17 protein-coding genes are annotated in these 20,281 nt (G+C 66.9%); 2 read left to right on the top strand and 15 right to left on the bottom strand.

Annotated elements, in window-relative coordinates:
* Positions 1–102: 102 nt before the first annotated feature.
* The 13 genes from AC1RLU_RS00560 to AC1RLU_RS00620 all read right to left on the bottom strand — a co-directional run bounded on the left by AC1RLU_RS00560 (position 103) and on the right by AC1RLU_RS00620 (position 14,911).
* Entirely contained in the window at positions 103–1,371 is a 1,269-nt protein-coding gene (locus AC1RLU_RS00560; RefSeq protein ID WP_091856764.1) for an ABC transporter substrate-binding protein, read from the bottom strand.
* 90 nt (positions 1,372–1,461) lie between these two features.
* A complete protein-coding gene (locus AC1RLU_RS00565) occupies positions 1,462–2,337 on the bottom strand; it encodes a carbohydrate ABC transporter permease (protein WP_492793452.1) in 876 nt (291 codons plus the stop codon).
* The gene (locus AC1RLU_RS00570) at positions 2,337–3,260 is read right to left on the bottom strand and encodes a carbohydrate ABC transporter permease (RefSeq protein ID WP_492793453.1); all 924 of its coding nucleotides are present in this window, start codon (positions 3,258–3,260) and stop codon (positions 2,337–2,339) included. Before AC1RLU_RS00570 ends, AC1RLU_RS00565 begins: the two co-directional genes overlap by 1 nt.
* Positions 3,257–4,450 carry an ABC transporter ATP-binding protein gene (locus AC1RLU_RS00575; RefSeq protein ID WP_492793454.1) on the bottom strand — a complete coding sequence of 398 codons (1,194 nt, stop codon included), beginning with the start codon at positions 4,448–4,450 and terminating at the stop codon, positions 3,257–3,259. Before AC1RLU_RS00575 ends, AC1RLU_RS00570 begins: the two co-directional genes overlap by 4 nt.
* Positions 4,451–4,545: 95 nt before the next feature.
* A complete protein-coding gene (locus AC1RLU_RS00580) occupies positions 4,546–5,367 on the bottom strand; it encodes a metallophosphoesterase family protein (protein ID WP_142113601.1) in 822 nt (273 codons plus the stop codon).
* Between the two features lie 154 nt (positions 5,368–5,521).
* Complete coding sequence (locus AC1RLU_RS00585; protein WP_091856769.1) at positions 5,522–6,250, bottom strand: SDR family oxidoreductase; 729 nt, start codon at positions 6,248–6,250, stop codon at positions 5,522–5,524.
* Complete coding sequence (locus AC1RLU_RS00590; RefSeq protein ID WP_492793455.1) at positions 6,247–7,902, bottom strand: FGGY-family carbohydrate kinase; 1,656 nt, start codon at positions 7,900–7,902, stop codon at positions 6,247–6,249. The genes AC1RLU_RS00585 and AC1RLU_RS00590 overlap by 4 nt, the downstream gene beginning before the upstream one ends.
* A 1-nt stretch (position 7,903) precedes the next feature.
* Positions 7,904–9,343 (bottom strand): FAD-dependent oxidoreductase, encoded by a 1,440-nt coding sequence (locus AC1RLU_RS00595; protein ID WP_492793456.1) that lies wholly within the window; start codon positions 9,341–9,343, stop codon positions 7,904–7,906.
* A gap of 74 nt (positions 9,344–9,417) precedes the next feature.
* On the bottom strand, positions 9,418–10,713 hold the full coding sequence (locus AC1RLU_RS00600; RefSeq protein WP_492793457.1) for an ABC transporter substrate-binding protein: 1,296 nt from the start codon (positions 10,711–10,713) through the stop codon (positions 9,418–9,420).
* Between the two features lie 24 nt (positions 10,714–10,737).
* Positions 10,738–11,571, bottom strand: a complete 834-nt coding sequence (locus tag AC1RLU_RS00605; protein WP_061970489.1) for a carbohydrate ABC transporter permease — start codon at positions 11,569–11,571, stop codon at positions 10,738–10,740.
* The gene (locus tag AC1RLU_RS00610) at positions 11,561–12,436 is read right to left on the bottom strand and encodes a carbohydrate ABC transporter permease (protein ID WP_492793458.1); all 876 of its coding nucleotides are present in this window, start codon (positions 12,434–12,436) and stop codon (positions 11,561–11,563) included. The genes AC1RLU_RS00605 and AC1RLU_RS00610 overlap by 11 nt, the downstream gene beginning before the upstream one ends.
* Positions 12,437–12,515: 79 nt before the next feature.
* Complete coding sequence (locus tag AC1RLU_RS00615) at positions 12,516–13,610, bottom strand: LacI family DNA-binding transcriptional regulator (RefSeq protein WP_492793459.1); 1,095 nt, start codon at positions 13,608–13,610, stop codon at positions 12,516–12,518.
* Positions 13,611–13,726: 116 nt separating this feature from the next.
* Positions 13,727–14,911 (bottom strand): hypothetical protein, encoded by a 1,185-nt coding sequence (locus AC1RLU_RS00620; protein ID WP_492793460.1) that lies wholly within the window; start codon positions 14,909–14,911, stop codon positions 13,727–13,729.
* Positions 14,912–15,251: 340 nt separating this feature from the next.
* Here AC1RLU_RS00620 and AC1RLU_RS00625 point away from each other — a divergent pair, with 340 nt between their 5' ends.
* A complete protein-coding gene (locus AC1RLU_RS00625) occupies positions 15,252–16,430 on the top strand; it encodes a tetratricopeptide repeat protein (protein ID WP_492793461.1) in 1,179 nt (392 codons plus the stop codon).
* 36 nt (positions 16,431–16,466) lie between these two features.
* Here the strand turns inward: AC1RLU_RS00625 and AC1RLU_RS00630 are convergent, their stop codons facing one another.
* Together AC1RLU_RS00630 and AC1RLU_RS00635 are read right to left on the bottom strand one after the other, a co-directional pair.
* The gene (locus AC1RLU_RS00630; RefSeq protein ID WP_492793462.1) at positions 16,467–17,660 is read right to left on the bottom strand and encodes an amidohydrolase family protein; all 1,194 of its coding nucleotides are present in this window, start codon (positions 17,658–17,660) and stop codon (positions 16,467–16,469) included.
* Positions 17,661–17,823: 163 nt separating this feature from the next.
* The gene (locus tag AC1RLU_RS00635) at positions 17,824–18,714 is read right to left on the bottom strand and encodes a MurR/RpiR family transcriptional regulator (protein ID WP_061970496.1); all 891 of its coding nucleotides are present in this window, start codon (positions 18,712–18,714) and stop codon (positions 17,824–17,826) included.
* Positions 18,715–18,953: 239 nt separating this feature from the next.
* Here AC1RLU_RS00635 and AC1RLU_RS00640 point away from each other — a divergent pair, with 239 nt between their 5' ends.
* Positions 18,954–20,279 (top strand): aspartate aminotransferase family protein, encoded by a 1,326-nt coding sequence (locus AC1RLU_RS00640; RefSeq protein ID WP_492793463.1) that lies wholly within the window; start codon positions 18,954–18,956, stop codon positions 20,277–20,279.
* Positions 20,280–20,281 lie beyond the last annotated feature (2 nt).

The following is a 20,281-nucleotide window of genomic DNA, read 5'->3' on the forward strand; positions in this document are numbered from 1 at the left end:
TCCTTCGAGACGCCGCTGACGCGGCTCCTCAGGATGAGGGCTCGATAGCTGCCGCCCGGCGCTAAACACCGGGCGGGAGGCGGTTTTGGCTGTTCGATCAGCTTACTTCATCAAGGCTTCGGTCTCGGAGACGATGCGCTCGATGCCGGCCTTGGGCTGGATCTCGCCGCGCATCACGCCGGCGACGACCTCGCGCTGCTGGCGCCAGATGCGCACCGAATTGCCGCCCGGATAACCTTCCCACGGCGCGGCGCGGGAAACCTGGCCGTTGATGGTGCGGAAATTGGCGTTCGCCTTGTAGAACGGGCCGAGGAAGGCGTCCTCGCCGGCGCGCAGGTTGGTCGGCATGTAGCCGGCGGTTTCGACGACGATCTTCTGGGCTTCCGGCCCGGTCACGAACTTGATGAACTCCCAGGCAGCCTTCTGCTTGGCCGGGTCCTTGGCCGTGATCAGGGCGGCATTGCCGCCGGTCGGCAGCTTGCCCTTGGCCTTGTCGTCGACCGGGAACAGCGCCGTCTTCAGCGTGAAGCGGTCACCGATCAGGTCGGTGACCTGGCGCAGCCGGGCGGGCGTGTCGAAGAAGATGCCGATCTTGCCGGCGATGAACTGCTGGCGCGACTGGTCCCAGTCGATCAGCGGCATGCCGCCATCGGTGACGAAGCTGCGCAGCAGCGACAGCGTCTTCTCGCCGACCGCGCCGCCGAAGGCGACCTTCTTGCCGTCGGCCGACAGCATGGAATGGCCGGCCTGCAGGATCACGCCGCGCCAGAGCCAGTCATCCGGCCAGTCATGGATGTTGTAGGCCATGCCGGCGGTGTCGCCGCTGTGGATCTTCTTGGCGAGCGCGACGGTGTCGGCCCAGTTGTCCGGCATCTTGTCGGGATCGCCACCGGCCTTCTTCACCAGCTCGGCATTGAAATACATCAGCGGCGTCGAGGCGTTGAAGGCGAGGCCGACCTGCTTGCCGCCGACCTGGGCGAGCGAGAGCAGCGCATCGGAATAGTTCGCTTTGCGCCAGGCTTCCGGCTCGGCCTTGAGCAGGGGGCCGAGATCGACGACCTGCTTGCGCTTGTCGAGGCTCTCGACCAGCTCGGTCAGCAGATGGAAGCCGGAATAGTAGACATCCGGCAACTGGTTGGTCACGGACGAACGGAGCATCGCCTGGTGGCCTTCGTCATAGCTCGCGGCCGGCGCCCGGAAATTGATCTTGATGTCCGGGTGCTTCTTCATGAATTCCGCGGCAATCGGCTCGTGGAACTTGGCGAAGGCCGGGAAGGCGTAGAGCACGTCGAGCGTGACCTGTGCCTTCGCGGCCGTCGAGGCAATGAGGGTCAATGCCGCCGCGGCAAGGGCTTTGCCGAGAGGTTTCATGCGTGATCTCCTTGGCATGGACAGCGGGGCTGTCGGGTTGCAGTTGCTTCAGGCCTGAACTCTTGGCGGGGTGGGCGGCGCTGCGGCCGGCTACTTCACCCCGGTCATGGTGATGCCGTCGATGAACCGGCGACGGGCTACGAGGAAGGCGATGACGAGCGGCGCGGTCAGGATCGTCGCGGCGGCCGTCAGCGCGCCGTAATTCGATCCGGTCTCGGCATCGGCGAAGAACATCATCCCGAGCGGCGGCGGCGCGAGCTTGGCGTCGGAGATGACGATCAGCGGCCAGTAGAGGTCGTTCCAGTGCGCCACGGCCGAGAATACCGAGAAGGCGGCGATCGCCGGCCAGGCGCTCGGCGTGACGATGCGCCAGACGATCTCGAACTCGCTCATGCCGTCGAGCCGGGCGGCGTTGATGATGTCGTCGGGAAAGCTGCGGAAGAACTGGCGGAACAGGAAGATGGCGAAGACCGAGAGGAAGAACGGCACCATCATCGAGAAATAGGTGTTGAGCAGTCCGAGCTGGGCGAGCGCGATATAGAGCGGCATCGCCGGCACCTGCACGGGAATGCACAGGCCGAGCAGCACCAGCACGAAGAGCGCGTTGCGGCCGGGAAAGTCGAGCTTCGCCAGCGCATAGGCGCAAGGGATCGCGACGAGGAGCTGCACGATCAGGATGCCGCCGCAGAGGATGACGCCGTTCAGCGCGAAGCGCAGCAGCGGCGCCTTCTCCATGGCGAAGCCGTAATTCTGCAGGCCGTAGAACTGCTTCGGCCAGAGCGAGATCTCGGCGCTGAAGATTTCAGCCGGCGGCTTGATCGAGGTCACCAGCATCCAGACGAAGGGCGCCAGCATGAAGATCGCACCGGCGATCAGAACGCCATGGATCAGCACCAGCGTGAGGAAACGGCGCAGCACCGAATGGACGGGCGTGACCGAAGCAGTGGAGAGCGCGAGATCGGTCATCAGTAGTGCACCTTCTTGTCGAGGGCGAAGGTCTGCACGGCCGAGAAGACGAGGATGAAGGCGAGGAAGATGAAGGTCAGCGCCGCGGCATAGCCGGTGTGGAAATACTGAAAGCCTTCGAGATAGATGTTGTAGAGCAGCACCTCGGTGGAGCCGACCGGCCCGCCGCGCGTCATCACCGCCACCGTGTCGAAGATCTTGAAGGCGGTGATCATCGTGGTGACCAGGACGAACATCGTCGTCGGCCCGAGCAGCGGCCAGGTGATGGTCAGGAAGCGGTCGATCCCGCTGGAGCAGCCGTCGATATCGGCGGCTTCGTAAAGATCGCGCGGGATCGCGGTCAGCCCGGCGAGAAACAGGATCATGTTGAAGCCGATGAGCTGCCAGATGCCGATCACCGCGAGCGTCGCCAGAGCGGTCGAAGGCTCGCTGAGGAAGGCGACCGGTGCGAATCCCAGCCATTTCAGCAGGCCGTTGACCGGGCCGAGCGAGGGATGGAGCAGGAATTGCCAGACCGTCGCCATGGCGATCAGCGTCGAGGTCACCGGCAGGAAATAGACGACCTCGTAGAAGGAGCGCGTGCGCTTGCGCCGATGCACCAGCACGGCGATCAACAAGGCGCCGAACACGCCGCCGGGCACGACGATGGCCACGTAGAGCAGCGTGTTGACGAGCGAGCGCCGGATGATCGGATCGGCCACCGCCTTCTGGAAATTCGTCAGCCCGACCCAGTCCATGTCGACGCCGCCGAACTCGTAATTGGTCAGGCTGAGCCAGAGCAACACGGCGAGCGGGATCAGGATCGTCAGCAGCAGCAGGATGAAGGCCGGCAGGGCGAAGCCGAGCCCGGTGACGCGCTCGATCCAGAGCCTGCGGCGCGCGGCGGGGGCAAAATCGGCTTGGGATGCGAGGGCGAGGGTCATGCGCCCGCCCTCAATGGCACCACGGAGCCGGTCGCCGTGCCCGGGCCGCGCGGCTCGAGGCGCTCGCCATCGGCGGCGAAGATATGGGCGGCGGCCTCGTCGAAGCCGAGTGTGACCTCGGCCGCCTCGTTCACGCCGGCGGCCGCGGCCGGCGTGGCGCGCATGGTCACGCCGGTGGAGTCGCGTCCTGCGAGGTCGAAATGCAGGATGTATTCGGAGCCGAGATTCTCCTTGCGCCGCAGGCGGGCGGAGAACCAGGCACGACCACTGCCGCCGGGCTCGCCCTGGACCAGCGAGAGGGCCTCGGAGCGGATGCCGAGCGTAACGGCCTGTCCCGACGCAAGCGGAACGGCGAGCGCCAGCGGCCGGCCGAAGAGTTCGAGGCGCCCGCCATTCGTGACCGTCGCGGGCAGTAGGTTGATCGCCGGGCTGCCGATGAACTGCGCGACCTTGAGCGAGGCCGGCTTCTCATAGAGCTGGGAGGGCGTGCCGAGTTGCAGGACGGAGCCGGAATCCATCATCGCGACGCGGTCCGACATCGTCATCGCCTCGACCTGGTCGTGCGTGACATAGATGAAGGTCGCGCCGAGGCGCTTGTGCAGCTCGGCCAGTTCCGTACGCATATGGACACGCAATTTGGCGTCGAGATTGGAGAGCGGCTCGTCCATCAGGAAGACGTCGGGATTGCGTACCATGGCGCGCCCGAGCGCGACGCGCTGGCGCTGGCCGCCCGAGAGCTGGGCCGGCTTGCGCTGAAGCAGATGATCGAGCTGGAGCTGCGCCGCGACCGCCGCGACATCGGTCTCGATGCCGCGCATCACGCTGCGGCGCTGGGCGGAGAGTTGCCGCAGCAGCGGCAGGCGCTGCCAGAGCTTGAGCCGCGACATCGTCAGCGGCAGGGCGATGTTCGCGCCGACGCTCATATGCGGATAGAGCGCATAGGACTGGAACACCATGGCGACGCGTCGCTCATGCGGGCGCAGATGGTCGACGCGATTGCCGCCGATCGCGACGCTGCCGGCATCGTGATGCTCAAGCCCGGCGATGATCCGGATCAGGGTCGATTTCCCGCAGCCGGACGGGCCGACCAGGGTCAGGAACTCGCCATCGGCGATGTCGAGATCGATGCCGCCGAGAACCTTCGTCGGTCCGAAGGACTTGGCGATCGAGGAGAGTGCGACCTTGGCCATGGCGTTCGCCTTTCTTTCGGCCCTCCGGGCTCGTCGTTGGGCGTGTCTTGGTTGGGCGTATCTTGCCCGGCGCCCGCAGGCGGCCGGGAGAGGTCTCAGGCAGCGTGCGGCGGGTAGACCTCGTGGATCACGTCGTCGATCCAGAGCGTCTTCAGCGCGGATATTTCGTGGATTTTGGCCGTGAAATCCCGTCCGTCGAAGGTGTAGGAGACGGCGCCGAGCGTGGTCGTGCCGGCCATGCCGGGCTGCAATTCGGGGCCCACGACGAAGCCGGAAGAGGGGCCCCAGATGTAGCGCGTGCCGGCGAGCGTGAAGTCATGGGCGCGGTGCAGGTGCCCGCTGGCGACGAAGGCGACCGCGTGACGGCTGATGAGATCGAGCAGATGTGCGCGCGGCCGCGGCGGGACGCTCCAATAGCCCATGTCGCCCTCGTCGGGCGCCTCGACGAAAAGCGGGCGGTGCAGGAACCAGCCGAGGCGACGGCCCTGCGCTTCGGCGATCTGCCGGTCGAGCCAGGCGAGCTGGCGGGCCTCCTCGGCCTCGTCGCTACCGAAGAGCATCGAATTGAGGCCGATCAATCGCCAGTCTTCGAGATCGCGGACCCAGAAATCCGCGCCGATATGCTCCCGCCAGCGGGCAAGGCGGGCGTCGTTCACCGGCTGGTGCGGGTGATAGGCCTCGCCGACATCGTGATTGCCGGGGATGCTGAGCACCGGCACGCCAAGGGCATCGAGCAGGGTGCGGCAGTGGCGCATGTCCTCGTCGACATCCGCACCATCGACGGTGACGTCACCGGTATGGATGACGAGGTCCGGGGCGCTGGCAGCAAGCCACGCCGTCAGCGGAGCCCAGTTATCGGCGAAATGCCGCTTGTTCGGGCTCAGATGGGTGTCGGAAATCTGCACGATACGCTGCATGTCCCCTCCGGAATTCGCCACTTCATCGGGCGACCGTCTGTCCCCTGCGTGAGCGGGGGCAGTGGCTTTGCCTTGGATCATACAAATGAATGTTTGATGACACAATTGTATTTTTAGTGCTCGCCGCCTCCGTGGCGATGAAAAACATTGCCGGCTAGAGATCTGTGCTTTGCGGGAGGATCACGAGGTCGCGGATCGTGACGTTGCGCGGCCGGGTCAGCATGAAATGCACGGCCTCCGCCACCTCCTCCGCTTCGATCAGGCCGCCGCGGGCGCGCTCGGCGTCGAGCTTCTCCTGTGGCCAGTCGGCGATCAGGGCGGTCACCACCGGTCCGGGCAGGACGGCGCCGACGCGCAACCCATGCGGGATGACCTGACGGCGCAACGTATGGACGAAGGCCTGCACGGCGTGTTTCGAGGCGGTGTAGATGGGCTCCCAGACCACGGGAACGACACCGGCCACGGAACTGGTGACGAGGATGTCGCCGGTCTTGCGCGCGATCATGTGCGGCAGCACGGCGTGGATGCTGCGGAAGACCGCGTTGACGTTGAGGTTCAGCATGCGGTCCCAGGCATCGGGATCGCCCTCGCTGACCGGGCCGCCGACATAGGAGCCGGCATTGGCATGGAAAATGTCCAGCGGGCCCGCCTTGTCGAGAATTCCAGGCAGCATGCCGGCAACGGAAGCAGGATCGGTCAGGTCGATGACGAGCGGGATGGCATTGGAGCCGAGAGGCTTGCAGGCCTGCGCGAGCGCTTCGCCATCACGGTCGACCAGCGCGACGCGGGCGCCGGCGGCGAGCAGGCGCTTCGCGCAGGCGAGGCCGATCCCCGAGGCGGCTCCAGTGATCGCAGCGGTCTTTCCGGTCAGGTCCTGAGTCACGTCGGGGTCTCCGATAGAGCTTGATTCTGCGCCGGCCGCATGAGTTCGCGGGCTGTGCGAGCCGCGGCCTGCAGCGTTTCGAAAGCAGCGAGGCGGTGCGCATGCAGGTTGGCGATTTCGCCGTCGGCTGGTGTGAAGATCGCGGCGCTGGGCGCCATGCCGGCCATGGCTTCGTCAAGGTCCGGGAAGGCTTTCGCGGCTGTCGCCGCTAGCATGGCGGAGCCGAGCAGGACGGGGTCGACATCATCGGGGGCCAGCAGAGGCAGCCCGGAACAATCCGCCAGCAATTGCCGGATCAGAGGATGGCGCCCGGCGCCGCCACTGAGCACGATCGCTTCGATGATTGCCCCCTTGGTGCGGCTGGCCTCGATGATCTGGCGCAGGCCGTAGCCGATGCCGGTGAGGCCGGCGACGTACAGCGTGACGAGATTGTCGAGGTCGCGTTCCATGCCGAGTCCGGCAATCACGGCACGCGCCTGCGGATTGGCATGGGGCGAGCGATTGCCGAGAAAGTCGGGCACGACAATGAGATTGCCTGCGAGGAGGGCCACTTCCGATGGTGTGGTGGCATGGCCGGCGGCGCGTGCGGCGAGCCAGTCAGGCAGGGAGAGCCCCTCCGCTTCGGCAAGGCGCTGCGCCTCGGGCGTCGCCGGATGGAAGCCGATGAGTTGCTCGATGGCGGCGCCTGCGCCGGATTGCCCACCCTCGCTCAGCCAGAGGCCGGGCGCCATGGCGGAGAAGTAGGGCCCCCAGATGCCGGGGATGAAGATCGGCTCGCGGCTGCTCGCCATGGTGCAGGCCGAAGTGCCGAAGACATAGGCCATGCGCGTCAGCGCCGAGCCGTGCGGCGAGCGCACGCCGACCGAGCCGACACCGCCGGCATGGGCGTCGATCAGCCCGGCCGCAACAGCGGTGCCGGGCTTCAGACCGAGTTCGGTGGCGGCCTGCTCGGTGAGACCGTTGCCGAGTGGAGTACCGCCCGGAACGATCTCGGTGCCGATGCGGGCGAAACCGTCATCGGCGAGGTCGTCGAGCCCGATTTGCCGGAAATAGCTCGCATCCCAGCGGCCTTCATGGGCGAGATAGGTCCATTTGCAGGTGACCGTGCAGGTCGAGCGCGCCAGCGAGCCGGTCGCGCGCCAGGTCAGGAAGTCCGGCAGGTCGAAGAACTGCCAGGCTGCGTCATAGGTCGTCGGAAGGTTCTCCCGAAGCCAGAGCAGCTTCGGCGTCTCCATCTCCGGCGAGATCGTGCCGCCGACATAGGCGAGGACCGGATGCCTGGTCGCGTTGATGCGCTCCGTCTGGTCGAGTGCGCGGTGGTCCATCCACACGATGATGTCGCGTGTGGCATCGCCATGGGGGCCGACGGGGAGGGGCTTACCACCCGGCCCGAGCGCGACGAGCGAGCAGGTCGCGTCGAAGCCGATGCCTGCGATATCGCCCGGCGCGAGCCCGGCTTGCGCCATCGCCTCGCGCACGCTGGCACAAATCGCCTGCCAGATATCAGCGCTCGACTGCTCGGCGATATCCGGCCCGTCGCGATAGAGCGCGATGTCGCGCTTCGCCGTCGCGAGCATCCGCCCGGTACCGTCGAAGATGCCGGCCCGGGCGCTGCCGGTGCCGACATCGATGCCGATGAAATGCCGGGGCATCTCAGGCGGCGGCGCGGTTCGGCGGCCCGGCGCGGGTCCCGTCGGGGTTGCGCAGATAGACGCCGCGCTCGAGCTGCTGGCGGCGCAGTTCCCCGACATCGATATCGGCCGGCGGCCGGTTGCCGCGCACCGAGATCTTGGCGGCGCGGCCGGCGGCCTCGCCCATCGCCATGCAGGTCGCCATGACGCGGATCGCGCCCATCGCCTCATGGGTCGCGGAGATGCTGCGGCCGGCCACCAGCAGGTTGCCGATCTTCTGCGGCACCAGCGAGCGATAGGGGATGTCGTAGCAGTCGCCGCACCAGATCAGCGTGCAGCCATCGTCGGCCGGGCGGTGGATGTCGATCGGATAGCTCGCCACTGCGATGGCGTCGTCGAAATGCGTGCAGGCGAGCACGTCCTCCTGCGTCATCACGTATTGGCCGCGGATGCGGCGCGTCTCGCGGATGCCAAGGAAGGGGGCGGTCTTGGTGAAATAGGCCTTCTCGAAGCCCGGCACATAGCCGATGAGATAGGCGACGATGTCGTCGATCTGGGCGCGGCCCTCGATCTCGCCCTTGGTCAGGCTGCGGGCGTCGGTGCCATCAGTGCCCTTGACGCGGGTCATGTTGATCCAGACCTCGCCCTTCTTCAGCCCGGTGATGATGATCGTGCGCTCGTTCGGGATCTGCAGCCCGCGCTCGGCCTTGGCCTTGGCCATGAGTTCGCGCATGCCGACGACGATGAACTGGTGGTTCTGGCCGAAATACTCGGCTGGGATGAAGTCGGTGAGATAGGTGCGCGCTGCCGGCGGGGCGTTGGCGATCGAGAGCCGGAGCGCATCGGTATCGACGCCGGCAAGGCAGAACATCAGCGTCGGCGGCTGCATGCCGCCCTGCTCGTTGCCCTTCTCGGTCGGCACGCCCGCGCTGTAGGCGACGTCGGCATCGCCACTGCAATCGATCACGACCTTGGCGAGGATCGCGGTGCGGCCACTCTTGCTCTCGGTGATGACGCCGCGGATCGTGTCGTTCTCGACCAGCGCCCCGGCGAAGAAGGTGTAGAACAGCACGTCGACGCCGGCTTCCGTCAGCATCTCCAGCGCGACCGTCTTCACCGCCTCGGGCTCGACCAGCGTGATGCCCATGTGGAGGGGGCAGGGCCGGTGCTCGCTCGCGCCCTGGCGTTCCCGGCGCAGCCGCTCGATGAATTTCTGCGGCAGGCCGTCGATGATCTGGTTGCCCTTCTGGCCGAGGAAGCCGAGCACCGGCAGGCCGATCGTCATGTTGCCGCCGACGAAGCTGCGGCTCTCGATCAGCCCGACGCGCAGGCCATCTTCCGCTGCGGCGAGCGCAGCCGTGAGACCGGAGGGGCCGCCGCCGACGACGAGCACGTCATATTCGGCGGAGACGGGGATGGAGCGGGCCGGCTCCTCGATGAAGCGGGTCGCGGCGGTCGACATGATGAAAATCCTTCAGGGTGCAACGAAAGGGCGAGCGCCTGCGGAGCGGAGCGCCCCGCAGGCGGAAAGGGCGATCAGGCCGGCATCATCGGCTTGACGCGCTCGATGATGGCGGAGACCGCGTCCTTGACCGGCTTGCGGCCAAGCACGGCGAGCTGGACCTCCTCCAGGAAGGTCGCCTGCGCGCGCGCGGCCTCAGGGAAGGGCGGGAAGGCGCCGCGCGCCGTCGCCAGCACCTTGGCCTCGACGGCAGCGAGCGCATTGCCGGCCTTCAGCTTTTCGTCGGCATAGGTCGAGACCCGCACAGGGCCGTTGCCGTTGAGCGCCATGCCCAGCGTCACGCGCTTGCTGGAAACCTCCCTGATGAAGCTCCAGGCCAGCGCCTTGTCCTTGGCGTTCTTCGGGATCGACATCGCCCAGGCCTCGACGACTGAGGCCATCGGCATCTTGCCCTCGATCGCCTTGGAGCCGGGGAAGGGGACGGCCTTGATCTTGCCGGGGAACTTGCTCTGCTCGGCATTGTTGAGCTGCGCGCCGCGGGCGAAGGGCAGCACGGTGAAGGCGGCGCGGCCCTGCTGCAGCCAGGTCACCTGGTCGTCATTCTTGGTCGTGGCATAGCTGCGCGGCAGGCTGCCGGCCTCGAACATGCCACGCAGCGCGCCAAGTCCCTGCTCCAGCGCCTCGCGGTTCGGCACCAGCTTGAGATCGGGGCTGATGAAGTCGCCGCCATAGGCGCGGGCGAACATCACCGGGAAGACCGCGAGATCGCTCGCCAGCACCATGCCGGTGACCGGCGTGCCGGCCTTGGAGGTGAAGGTGGTCTTCTTCGCCTGCTCGATCAATTCCTCCAGCGTCGCCGGCGGGGCGGAGATGCCCGCCTCCTCCAGCAGCGCCTCGTTGTAGAACAGGCCTTGGGTCGCATGTCGGACGGGGATGCCGATCAGCTTGCCGTCGACCGTCATGCCCTGGACGAGGCCGGGCGCGATATCGCCGAAATCTTCGATCGCGTCCTTGTCCTGATAGGGGCCGAGCGGCTCGAAGAGGGCGGCGATCTGCGAGGTCGGCCGGTTATCGATGAGATAGCCGACGCCGTACTCGGTCTCCTTAAGGCTGGCCTCGCGGAAAAGCCTGTCCTGTAAAGGATTGGAGTCGAAGGTGGTGAAGGCGACCTCGGCATCGTTGGCCTTGCGCCAGCCCGCCATCAGGTCGCCGTCACCGCTGCCGAGCACGGTCTGGTGGACCTTGTGGCTGAGCACGTTCAGCGTCTTGCCGGCGGCGAAGACCGGGGCGACTGCGAGCGTGGCGGCGACGCCGGCCGAACCGGCGACGAAGGCACGGCGGGTGAGCTTGGTTTCAGGCTTGTTCGACATGTTTTCCTCCCTCTTTTTGGTTGGCTACCCCTTCGTCGAACCGGCGGTGAGGCCGGCCACGAGGTAGCGGTTCATGAAGACGACGAAGAGAAGGACGGGCACGAGCTGCACCGTCGCGGCGGCGAACAGGATCCCCCAGTCGACGCCGTCGATGGAGCCGATCATCTCTGAGATCACGAGCGGGGCGGTCTTGGCCTTCGTCGCGGTGAAGATGAAGGCGAAGAGGAACTCGTTCCACGAGAAGACGATGACGAAGACCGCGACCGCGAGCACGCCGGGCATCGCCAGCGGCGCGATGACCTTGCGCAGGATGGTCATGCGGCTCGCACCATCCATCGCGGCGGCTTCGTCGAGCTCGCGCGGGATCTGGTCCATGAAGGTGCGCATCAGCACAGTGCCGAGCGAGACGAAGAAGGTCGCGTAGAGCAGGATCAGCACGAGATGGGTGTCGCTGAGCCCGAGCCAGTTCACGATCGGGAAAAGCGGCAGCGTCACCACGATCGGCGGGATCAGGCGCACGATGATCAGCCCGAGCAGGCTCGCACCGAGCCAGCGTCCGGAATTGCGCGAATAGACATAACCGGCGCAGGCGCTGGCGACGATGGCGAGCAGCGTCGCGCCGACGGTGATCAGCAGGCTGTTGAGCAACCCCTCGAAGAACACGCCCCAGGAGCGCCAGAGCTCGGCGTAGTGCTTGAAGGTCGGGGTGAACAGCCATTTCGGCGGCACCGCGAAGATGTCCTGGCCGGGCTTCAGCGAGGACATCGCGATGAACAGGATCGGGAACAGCGACCAGAACAGGATCGCCGCGACGGCGATCGCCTTGCCCAGTCCGATCAGGAGCCGCTCAGTGCGCATGGGCGACGCCTCCGCGCTTGAGCAGGACAACATAGGCGCCGGCGAGCAGCAGCGAGGCCAGCACCATGATCCAGGCGGTCGCCGCGGCCGGGCCGAAGGCGTTGAAGCTGAAGGCCTCCTGATAGAGATAGATCGCCACCACTTCGGTCGAGCGGGCCGGCCCGCCCTTGGTCAGGAGCCAGGCCTCGGAGAACAGGCGGAAGGCGAAGATGTAGCGGAAGAGCAGGGCGATCAGCATCGCCGGGGCGAGCAGCGGCAACGTCACCTGCCGAAAGGCCTGCCAGCGTGTTGCGCCGTCGATCCGGGAGGCTTCGTAGAGTTCGGCGGGAATGGCGAGGCGCGCCGCATAGACGATGACGAAGGTGAAGGGCAGGTGCAGCCAAATCGTCAAAAGGCCGATCAGCGCCATCGCGTGCGAGGGCTCGAAGGACCAGTCGAGCGTCGGCAGGTGGAGCGCCCGCAAGGCCAGCGTGATCGGCCCGGCATCGGGATCGAACAGGAAACGCCACATCACCACCGCCGTGACCTCGCTGACCGCATAGGGCGCGAGCACGGCGACGAGCAGGAAGCGCCGGAACGGCAGGCCGCTGGCGAAAAGCAGGGCCATGCCGAGGCCGACGGCGAGCTCCAGATGCACGGCGACGACGACAAGGACGACGGTGTTCCAGAGCGCGCTGTGGAAGGCCGGATCAGTCAGGACGCGCCAGTAGTTCTGCAGGCCGACGAAGCTCGGCGCCTGGCCGAAGCTCGACGTGTTCAGGCTCAGCCAGACGACATAGAGCGACGGCAGCACGATCACGCTCAGGATGAGCAGATGCACCGGCGCAAGCAGCGGCAATAGTCGTGCCGTTCGTTGAAGCTGCACTTTTTCCTCCAGGACTTCTTCTGCTCCGGGCTCTGTCGGCCCGGTGGCCCGGACGCTCGGCGCCCGTAGGCTGTCTTCGTCAGTGCACTGCCTTGGGTGAGGCGGCCGCTCCTTCCAGGTTCGGATGCGGATCGGGATCGTGGCTGTTGCCGCGCTCTGGCCCGGCGGCGAGATCGCGCACGGAATCGCGGGCCTGCAGACCGGCCTGCAGCACGGAATGCGTGGGCGGCGCCTGGTCTCCGGCCATGCGGGCCCGCAGGCGGTTCCAGGCGGCTTCCGCGATCCCGGCGATCGGCTGGCGGATCGCGGTCAGGCCGGTCTTGCGGGCGCTCATCCAGGGGTAGTCGTCGAAGCCGACGACCGAGACGGGGTCGGGAATGTCGATCCGCATCCGGGCCAGCGCCGAGAGCGTGCTCAGCGTCGTGACGTTGGTCAGTGCGATGACGGCGCTCGGCTGCTTGTGCCGTTCGAGCCAGTGCAGGAAGGTTGCGGCGCCGCGATCGGCGTTCGAGCCGAGTTCGATCACCGTCGGCTCCCGGCCCAGCATGGTCCGGATGAGATCGCAGGCGCCGCGGACGCGCTCGCGGATCGGCGAGATGGCGAGGCTGGAGGCGGCGACCAGGATATCGCGGTGGCCCTTGGCAAGGAGGTGCCGGGCTGCGATCTCGCCGGCCTCGCGATTGTCGATCGCCACGGTGTCGACGACCGAGCCCTCGGGCGGCACGCGGTCGGCGAAGACGATCGGCAGACGGCCGATTTCGTGGCGCAGCGCCCCGGGAATCGCATCGGAGCAGGGCACCGCGATCAGTCCGGATGGGCGCCAGGCGAGCAAGGTGCGCAGCCGCGACTGCTCCAGCCCGAGATCGTCGCGGGAGCTGGCGACGAGGATGTCGTAGCCGTCCTTCTGTGCGAGCACTTCGAGCTGCGAGACCAGAGAGGTGAAGAAGACGTCGTCGAGATCGGGCACGAGGACGCCGACGACACGGGCCTGGCCCGAGCGCAGTTGCGAGGCCGCCCGGTCGACCTGATAGGCCAGCTCCTCGGCGGCCTTGAGCACGCGCGCCCGCAAATCGGCATTCACCGGCTTGTTGCCGCTGAACACGTTCGAAACCGTCGCGATCGACACGCCCGCGCGGGCGGCGACATCCCGGATCGTGACGCGCGGATTGCCCATCAAGAAGCCTGTTAAACGTTTTACAGAAAAACGTTTAACAGGGTCGCCGCGCCGATACAAGCGGGTTGGAGGCGTCGGCGATTTCGGGCAGGTCGCCGTGGCTTCCCTGATGCCGCTCAGGGAATGACACTGAGCATCATCATGGTCTGGAACATCATGTTGCCAATCTGGCCGTGGATGTCGCCGCGCATGCTATTGACGTTGCGCCAGGCGCTCGGCCCGAGCTGCAGCCAGCCGATGCGCGAGCCGCGCGGCGGCGACTGGGTCACCATCCAGTTGACCGCGCCCGGCAGGTTCGGGGCGTTCTTGTGGGCGCTGATCATGAAGGCGCTGTCGAAGTCGATCTGCTCGCGGATGATCCCGGTGCCGCCCAGCTTTTCGGCGAAGCGGAACATATGGTTGACGCCGGAGCTGTAGCTGGCGACGCCGACCTGCTGGATGGAGCTGCGGGCGTCGGGAACGCCGAAGGACATCTGGACGGCCGTCATGATGTCGTTGAGCGTCTCGACGCCGCGATCGGCGAAGAGGTTGGTGGTCGAGCTGTTGGCGCGCGAACCGTGAGTCATGAAGGGCACGAGCAGCGTCATCTGCTTCATGGCGGCCATCTGCAGGCCCTGCCCCGGCACATAGCGCTTCACCGTCGGCCAGCGCCCGCCGAAATTGGGATAGGCCGCGTCGTCGGAGGCGCCGATCGTGTCGGGATGGAAGAAGATATAGGCGCGGGAGAAATCGACCGTTCCGGCGGGCACGCAGGCGCCCACCCAGAAGACGGCGCCATTCTTCTCGATTTTGAACAGGAATTCGGAGATCGTCCCCGATGCCGCGCCTTCGGAGAGCGCCGCGCCCTTCGCTACGGGCATGAACAGGAATGGCAGGACGCTGGAGGGGACGACCGCCGGAATCGAGAAGGAGCCCGGTGTTCCCGGCTGGGTTTGCCGAAACCGCAGGACGTTCAGGTCGGTGAAGCTCGTATCGACCGGCTTCGGTGGCGCGGGTCCGGCGCCGCTCGCGAGGGCATCGAGCTTACGCAGGCTGGCGCCGCCCGGATCAACCACGCCATCCGCGACCCGGAGCTCGCCGCGCTCGACCCAGAACGCCTGGAACGCGGCGATGGCGGCGGCAAGCTCGGCATTGCAGCGTTTGAAGCCGCCGGCGGAAGGGGGCGCGGATACGCCCCGCATACCCGCATTGCCGGGCTCTATGGCCCAGAGCAGCTTGATGATCCTGCTCTGATCGACGGGAGCATTCTGCACCTGGGCGGTGCCGTTGCGAATGCCCACAGGCCCGGACAAAGTCGTCATCGCAACTCTCCGCCATCGCTGTCATGGATCGGATAGGCGTTATCGAAGGCCGCTGCGTCATCGACTTGGATGAGGCGCGGCGCGCATTCTAGCCAGTCGCCATAGGCATCGTCGGCATCCTTCCGAAGCGTAAAGCCGGGGATCGGTTTTGTCTTGCCTTCGTTTCGCGTTCGCGGGCCTTGCCGGGGGTACCGGGGATCATTCCGGGTGCAGCAAGCTGACCAGGTACGGGCCTGCGACACGCGCCGGCTCGCGGCGGGTGGGCTTGCATCGCTGCCGCCATTCATGTCCTTCGCAGGCTTCGCTCCGGCGTTGCACCCCCGATCGACAGGAAGATTCGATGAACGTCCCGTCCGCCAACCCGCCCTTGGTCGCCGCCGCCGATACCGGCGACATGGCCGCCGTCGAGCGCCTCCTCGGCGAGGGGGCCAGGGTGGACGCCAGGGACGCGACCGGCCGGACGGCGCTGATGGCGGCGACCCAGAAGAACGACCTGCCTCTGGCGCGGCGCCTGATCGCGGCCGGCAGCGACGTCAATGCCCGCGACATCACCATGCTCTCGCCCTATCTCTGCGCCGGGGCGAACGGCTTCAACGAGATCCTGAAGCTGACCATCGCCTCGGGCGCCGATCCGCATAGCGTCAATCGCTTCGGCGGCACGCCGCTGCTGCCGTCGAGCGAGAAGGGCTTTCTGCGCACGGTCCGGGTCTGCCTGACCGCCGGCATCCCGGTGGACCGCGCCAATGATCTCGGCTGGTCGGCGCTGCTGGAAACCGTGATCCTCGGCGATGGCGGCCGGCTCTATGGCGACGTGGTCGAAGCGCTGGTCGGGGCGGGCGCCGACCCGCATCTCAGGGATCGCGACGGCAAGTCCTCGCTGGAGCATGCGCAGGCCCTCGGTCAGGAGCGCGTGCTGGCGATCTTCAGGGGCGAGGGCGCCGCGGCCGGCCCGGGCGCGGCCATGATCCGGCAGGCGAAACAGGTCGAGAAGGCGGAGCACTACGAGGAGGCGCTGGCCATCATCGAAGCCGCGCTGGCGCAGCATCCTGCCGATGCCGATCTCACCTATTACAAGGGCTATTATCTCCATGAGCTCGGGCGCCACGAAGAGGCGATCCGCACCTTCGAGAGGGTGCTGGCCTCAAGCCCTGACGAGGTCGAGTTCCATTTCTACATCGCCTATGCCTATCGGGCGATGAGGCAGCCGCAAGCCGCGCTGGCGGCCTTCGATGCGGGCGTGGCGAAGAAGCCCGAAGCCCCGTTCCTGCGCTATCACAAGTCGAATTATCTGCGGGAGCTTGGTCGCCACGAGGCTGCCGTCGCCGTGATGGACGAGCTGCTCGCGCGCGATCCCGGCCGCTACGATTTCGCCTTTCACAAGGGCAACAGCCTGCGCTCGCTCGGCCGGCACGAGGAGGCGATCGCGGCGATCGAGATCGCGATCGCCTCCGATCCCGGCAATCCGCTTTATCGCCGGCACAAGGCGCAGTCGCTCAAGCTGCTCGGGCGCGAGGCTTGAAGCCCCACGCCGCCGCTTGTGACCCGGATCGATTCGTCAGGCGATCGGCCGGGTCAGCTCGCCGTGGCGGGCGACGATCCTGCCGCGCTTGACGACCGTGCGGTCGGCCGGGCGCTCGACGATCGCTTCGCAGATGGTCTCGCCGGGCAGGATCACGAAATCGGCGGCGCAGCCGACCTCAAGACCGTAGTTCTCGATGCCCATCACCTTGGCGCCCTGATAGGTGCAGACGTCGAGCGCCAGCTCCATCTCCTCGTCACGGCGGAAATTGTTGCGCAGGCCGACCAGCGTCGCGCGCTCCAGCATGTCGCCCATGCCATAGGGGTTCCAGCTGTCGCGTACGCCGTCTGAGCCGCCGGCGATGACGATTCCGGCCTTGAGGCAGGCCATGACCGCGGGGGCCGGTGAACTCGCGGGCGCGGTGGTGACCAGCGCGATGCGCTCCTTCGCGAGATCGTCGATCAGCCGGCGGACATGGTCGATATCGGGCATGCCCAGGCAGAAGGCATGGCTGATCGCAACCTTGCCCTGCATGCCCATTGCGCGCACCCGCTCGAGGATCAGGTCCATCGAGAAGGCGCCCATCTCGCCGCGCTCGTGCAGATGGATGTCGAGCGGGCGGCCGTATTTCTCGGCGAGGCCGAAGATCGCGTCGAGATGGCCCTTCGGATCGCGGTCGACCGCGCAGGGATCGAGACCGCCGACGATTTCGGCGCCGAGCGCCATCGCCCGGTCGACCAGTTCGAGCGTACCGGGCCGGATCAGCAGGCCGGACTGCGCGAAGGCGACGATCTCGACGTCGATCACATCCTTGAGCCGCTCGCGCATGGCCATGACGCCCTCGATGCCGGCGATGCCGGTCTCGGTGTCGATGTCGACATGGCTGCGGATATGGGTGGTGCCCAGCTTGACCATCTGCGCGACGAGCCGGCCGGACTGGCGGTCGGCGTCGATGCCGAATTCGCGGCGGTTGCGGCGCTCGGTCTCGATCTTGTCGATCAGGGCGGGGCCGGCGGTATGCTTGTGCCAGCCCATGCCCCAGAAGCTCTTGTCGAGATGGGTATGCGCCTCGACCAGACCGGGAATCATCAGGCGGCCGCCGGCATCGAAACTCGCGTCGCCCCCGGTCGCGCCGGCGCCGATCGCCGCGATGCGACCATCACGGACCAGCACATCGGTCGCAGCACCGCCGGCCGGGCGCACATTCCGGATCAAGAGGGTATCAGGCACGAGGCGTCTCCTTCTTCCAGGCCGGCGCATGCCGGCTTCTCAACGTCAATGGCGGCTCCAGCCTGCCGGATCATAGGGCCTGCATGCCGCAGCCGTCGGGATAAATGTGCCGCGCCGGTGTCACCCGGCGGGAGCGGCCCTGAAGCGGGCGGCGACAGGACGTTCAGATGCGGCGGCGCGGGATCGCCGTCGCATAGGTGTTGAGCGAGAGCAGGTGACGGTCGGCGCGCTGGAGCGCGGCGAGCGCCGCCGTGCGGTCCTTGTTGGCGAGCAGGCCGCAGAGCACCTCGGAGATCGCGAGCGCCGGCGCCAGCGTATGGAAGAAGCTCTGGCTCTCGGTCGAGCAGAGAATCGCCAGATCGGCGATGCCGACCAGCGGCGAAACCTCGCTATCGGTGATCGCGATGACGCCGAGGCCCTTCTCCCGCGCGAGCTGCGCCAGTTCGAGGCTGTGCAGAGCATAAGGGTTGATCGAGATGGCGAGCAGAACGTCCTCCGCCCCGGCCCGGATCAGCCCGTCGCCGACCGTATCGGCCGGGCCGTCGAGATGGACAGTCTTCTCGCCGAGCAGCGTCATCACGTAATGGAAATGCCAGGCCACCGAATGGCATGAACGCAGGCCGAGCACGTAGATCCGGCGGGCCTGTGCGAGGCGATCGGCGGCAGTGGCGAGGCGCTCCAGCGAGGCAGGCTCCGTCAGGCGCGCGATCTGGGCGGCGAGGCCCTGCAGCATGCGGCGCGACAATTGCGCGGCCGCCATGTCCTGCTCGCTGTCGTCGTTCTGCATCGCGCGCGCCGCGAAGCCGTCGACGCGGAAGCGGATCGCCTCGGCATGATGGGCGCGGATATCGTCATAGCCGGCAAGCCCGAGGAACTTGGCGAGCCGCGTCATCGTCGAGGGCTGCACGCCGGCATTGCGCGCGAGTTCGCGCATCGAGACCAGCGCCACCTCCTGCGGGTGTTCGATGATGTAGCGCGCCGCCTGCCGCAATTGCGGGGACATGCCCTCGAAGAGGCTGACGATGCGCTCGCGCAAGGGATCGGCCTGCAACATTTGAATCGCGCCCTTCTTTGTCCGATCGCGACCATTCCCGCGCGGCGGACGGATTTCAAACGGTTTCTCGGCTTTCCCTCAGGGTTGAGGGCGTTGCAACAGCGCGTTCCGCTGAAACAGTTTAAGACTCAATCGTATCTTATTTGTATCATATAAAACAAATGTTGCATTCCTTCATTGAGCATGTCATGAGGCTGCGCGCCGCGGCGCTCTGTCCGCGCCAGTCCGGGAATGCCGAGATGACCAGGATTCTCCATCGCTCGATCGGCGGCCGCCTGCCGCAAGCCGCTGCGGGGCAGGGCATCTTCATCACCGACAACGATGGTCGCAGCTATATCGACGGCTCGGGTGGCGCAGCCGTTTCCTGCCTCGGCCACGGCCATCCCGAGGTCATGGCCGCGATGCGCGCGCAGATGGACCGGATCGCCTACGCGCACACCTCCTTCTTCACCACCGATGTCGCCGAGGAGCTGGCCGAGCGGCTGGTCGCGCTGGCGCCGGAGGGGCTCGACTACGTCTATCTCGTCTCCGGCGGCTCGGAGGCCGTCGAGGCCGCGATGAAGATGGCGCGGCAGTATTTCGTCGAGATTGGCCAGCCGCAGCGCCGCCATTTCATCGCGCGCCGGCAGAGCTATCACGGCAACACGCTGGGAGCGCTGGCGGCCGGTGGCAATGCCTGGCGGCGGGCGCAGTTCCAGCCGATCCTGCCCGAGACCCACCATGTCTCGCCCTGTTACGCCTATCGCGACCAGAGAGACGGCGAGTCGCCGGAAGCCTATGCCGCCCGGTTGGCAGACGAGCTCGAGGCCAAGATCCTGGAGCTCGGCGCGGACGAGGTCATCGCCTTCATCGCCGAGCCAGTGGTCGGCGCGACGCTCGGCGCCGTCGGCCCGGTCGCGGATTACTTCACCCACATTCGCAGCATCTGCGACAAATACGGCGTGCTGCTGATCCTCGACGAGGTGATGTGCGGCATGGGCCGCACCGGCACGATGTTCGCCTGTGAGCAGGAGGGCATCTCGCCCGACCTCGTCACCATCGCCAAGGGGCTCGGCGGCGGCTACCAGCCGATCGGCGCGGTGCTGCTGTCGGACAAGATCTACCGCGCCTTCGCCGAGGGCTCCGGCCTGTTCCAGCATGGCCACACCTATATCTGCCATCCGATGGCTGCGGCGGCGGCGCTCAAGGTTGTCGAATTGATCTCGCAGCCGGAGATGCTGGCGAATGTCCGCCTGATGGGCGAGCGCCTCCAGGCCGGGCTCGATGCGCGGCTCGGCCAGCATGCCCATGTCGGCGATATCCGTGGGCGCGGCCTGTTCCGCGGCATCGAGATCGTCGCCGACAAGGAGACGAAGACGCCTTTCGACCCGGCGCTGAAGATGCATGCCCGGATCAAGAAGGAGGCGATGGCGCGGGGCCTGCTCTGCTACCCGATGGGCGGCACCATCGACGGCCGGATCGGCGACCATGTCCTGCTGGCGCCGCCCTACATCATCCGTCCGGAAGAGATCGACCAGATCGTCGAGCGCATCGGCGGCGCGATCGACGCGGCGGTCAGGAGCTGACG

It is taken from the genome of Allobosea sp. GW822-FHT05A11, from assembly GCF_058800455.1.

Coding starts and splice junctions, on each gene's coding strand:
- AC1RLU_RS00595 (WP_492793456.1), bottom strand. CDS start 9,343: ATGTCGACCGCCGCGACCCGCTTCATCGAGGAGCCGGCCCGCTCCATC.
- AC1RLU_RS00605 (WP_061970489.1), bottom strand. CDS start 11,571: ATGCGCACTGAGCGGCTCCTGATCGGACTGGGCAAGGCGATCGCCGTC.
- AC1RLU_RS00575 (WP_492793454.1), bottom strand. CDS start 4,450: ATGGCCAAGGTCGCACTCTCCTCGATCGCCAAGTCCTTCGGACCGACG.
- AC1RLU_RS00600 (WP_492793457.1), bottom strand. CDS start 10,713: ATGTCGAACAAGCCTGAAACCAAGCTCACCCGCCGTGCCTTCGTCGCC.
- AC1RLU_RS00635 (WP_061970496.1), bottom strand. CDS start 18,714: ATGTTGCAGGCCGATCCCTTGCGCGAGCGCATCGTCAGCCTCTTCGAG.
- AC1RLU_RS00625 (WP_492793461.1), top strand. CDS start 15,252: ATGAACGTCCCGTCCGCCAACCCGCCCTTGGTCGCCGCCGCCGATACC.
- AC1RLU_RS00620 (WP_492793460.1), bottom strand. CDS start 14,911: ATGACGACTTTGTCCGGGCCTGTGGGCATTCGCAACGGCACCGCCCAG.
- AC1RLU_RS00565 (WP_492793452.1), bottom strand. CDS start 2,337: ATGACCGATCTCGCGCTCTCCACTGCTTCGGTCACGCCCGTCCATTCG.
- AC1RLU_RS00560 (WP_091856764.1), bottom strand. CDS start 1,371: ATGAAACCTCTCGGCAAAGCCCTTGCCGCGGCGGCATTGACCCTCATT.
- AC1RLU_RS00640 (WP_492793463.1), top strand. CDS start 18,954: ATGACCAGGATTCTCCATCGCTCGATCGGCGGCCGCCTGCCGCAAGCC.
- AC1RLU_RS00570 (WP_492793453.1), bottom strand. CDS start 3,260: ATGACCCTCGCCCTCGCATCCCAAGCCGATTTTGCCCCCGCCGCGCGC.
- AC1RLU_RS00580 (WP_142113601.1), bottom strand. CDS start 5,367: ATGCAGCGTATCGTGCAGATTTCCGACACCCATCTGAGCCCGAACAAG.
- AC1RLU_RS00590 (WP_492793455.1), bottom strand. CDS start 7,902: ATGCCCCGGCATTTCATCGGCATCGATGTCGGCACCGGCAGCGCCCGG.
- AC1RLU_RS00615 (WP_492793459.1), bottom strand. CDS start 13,610: ATGGGCAATCCGCGCGTCACGATCCGGGATGTCGCCGCCCGCGCGGGC.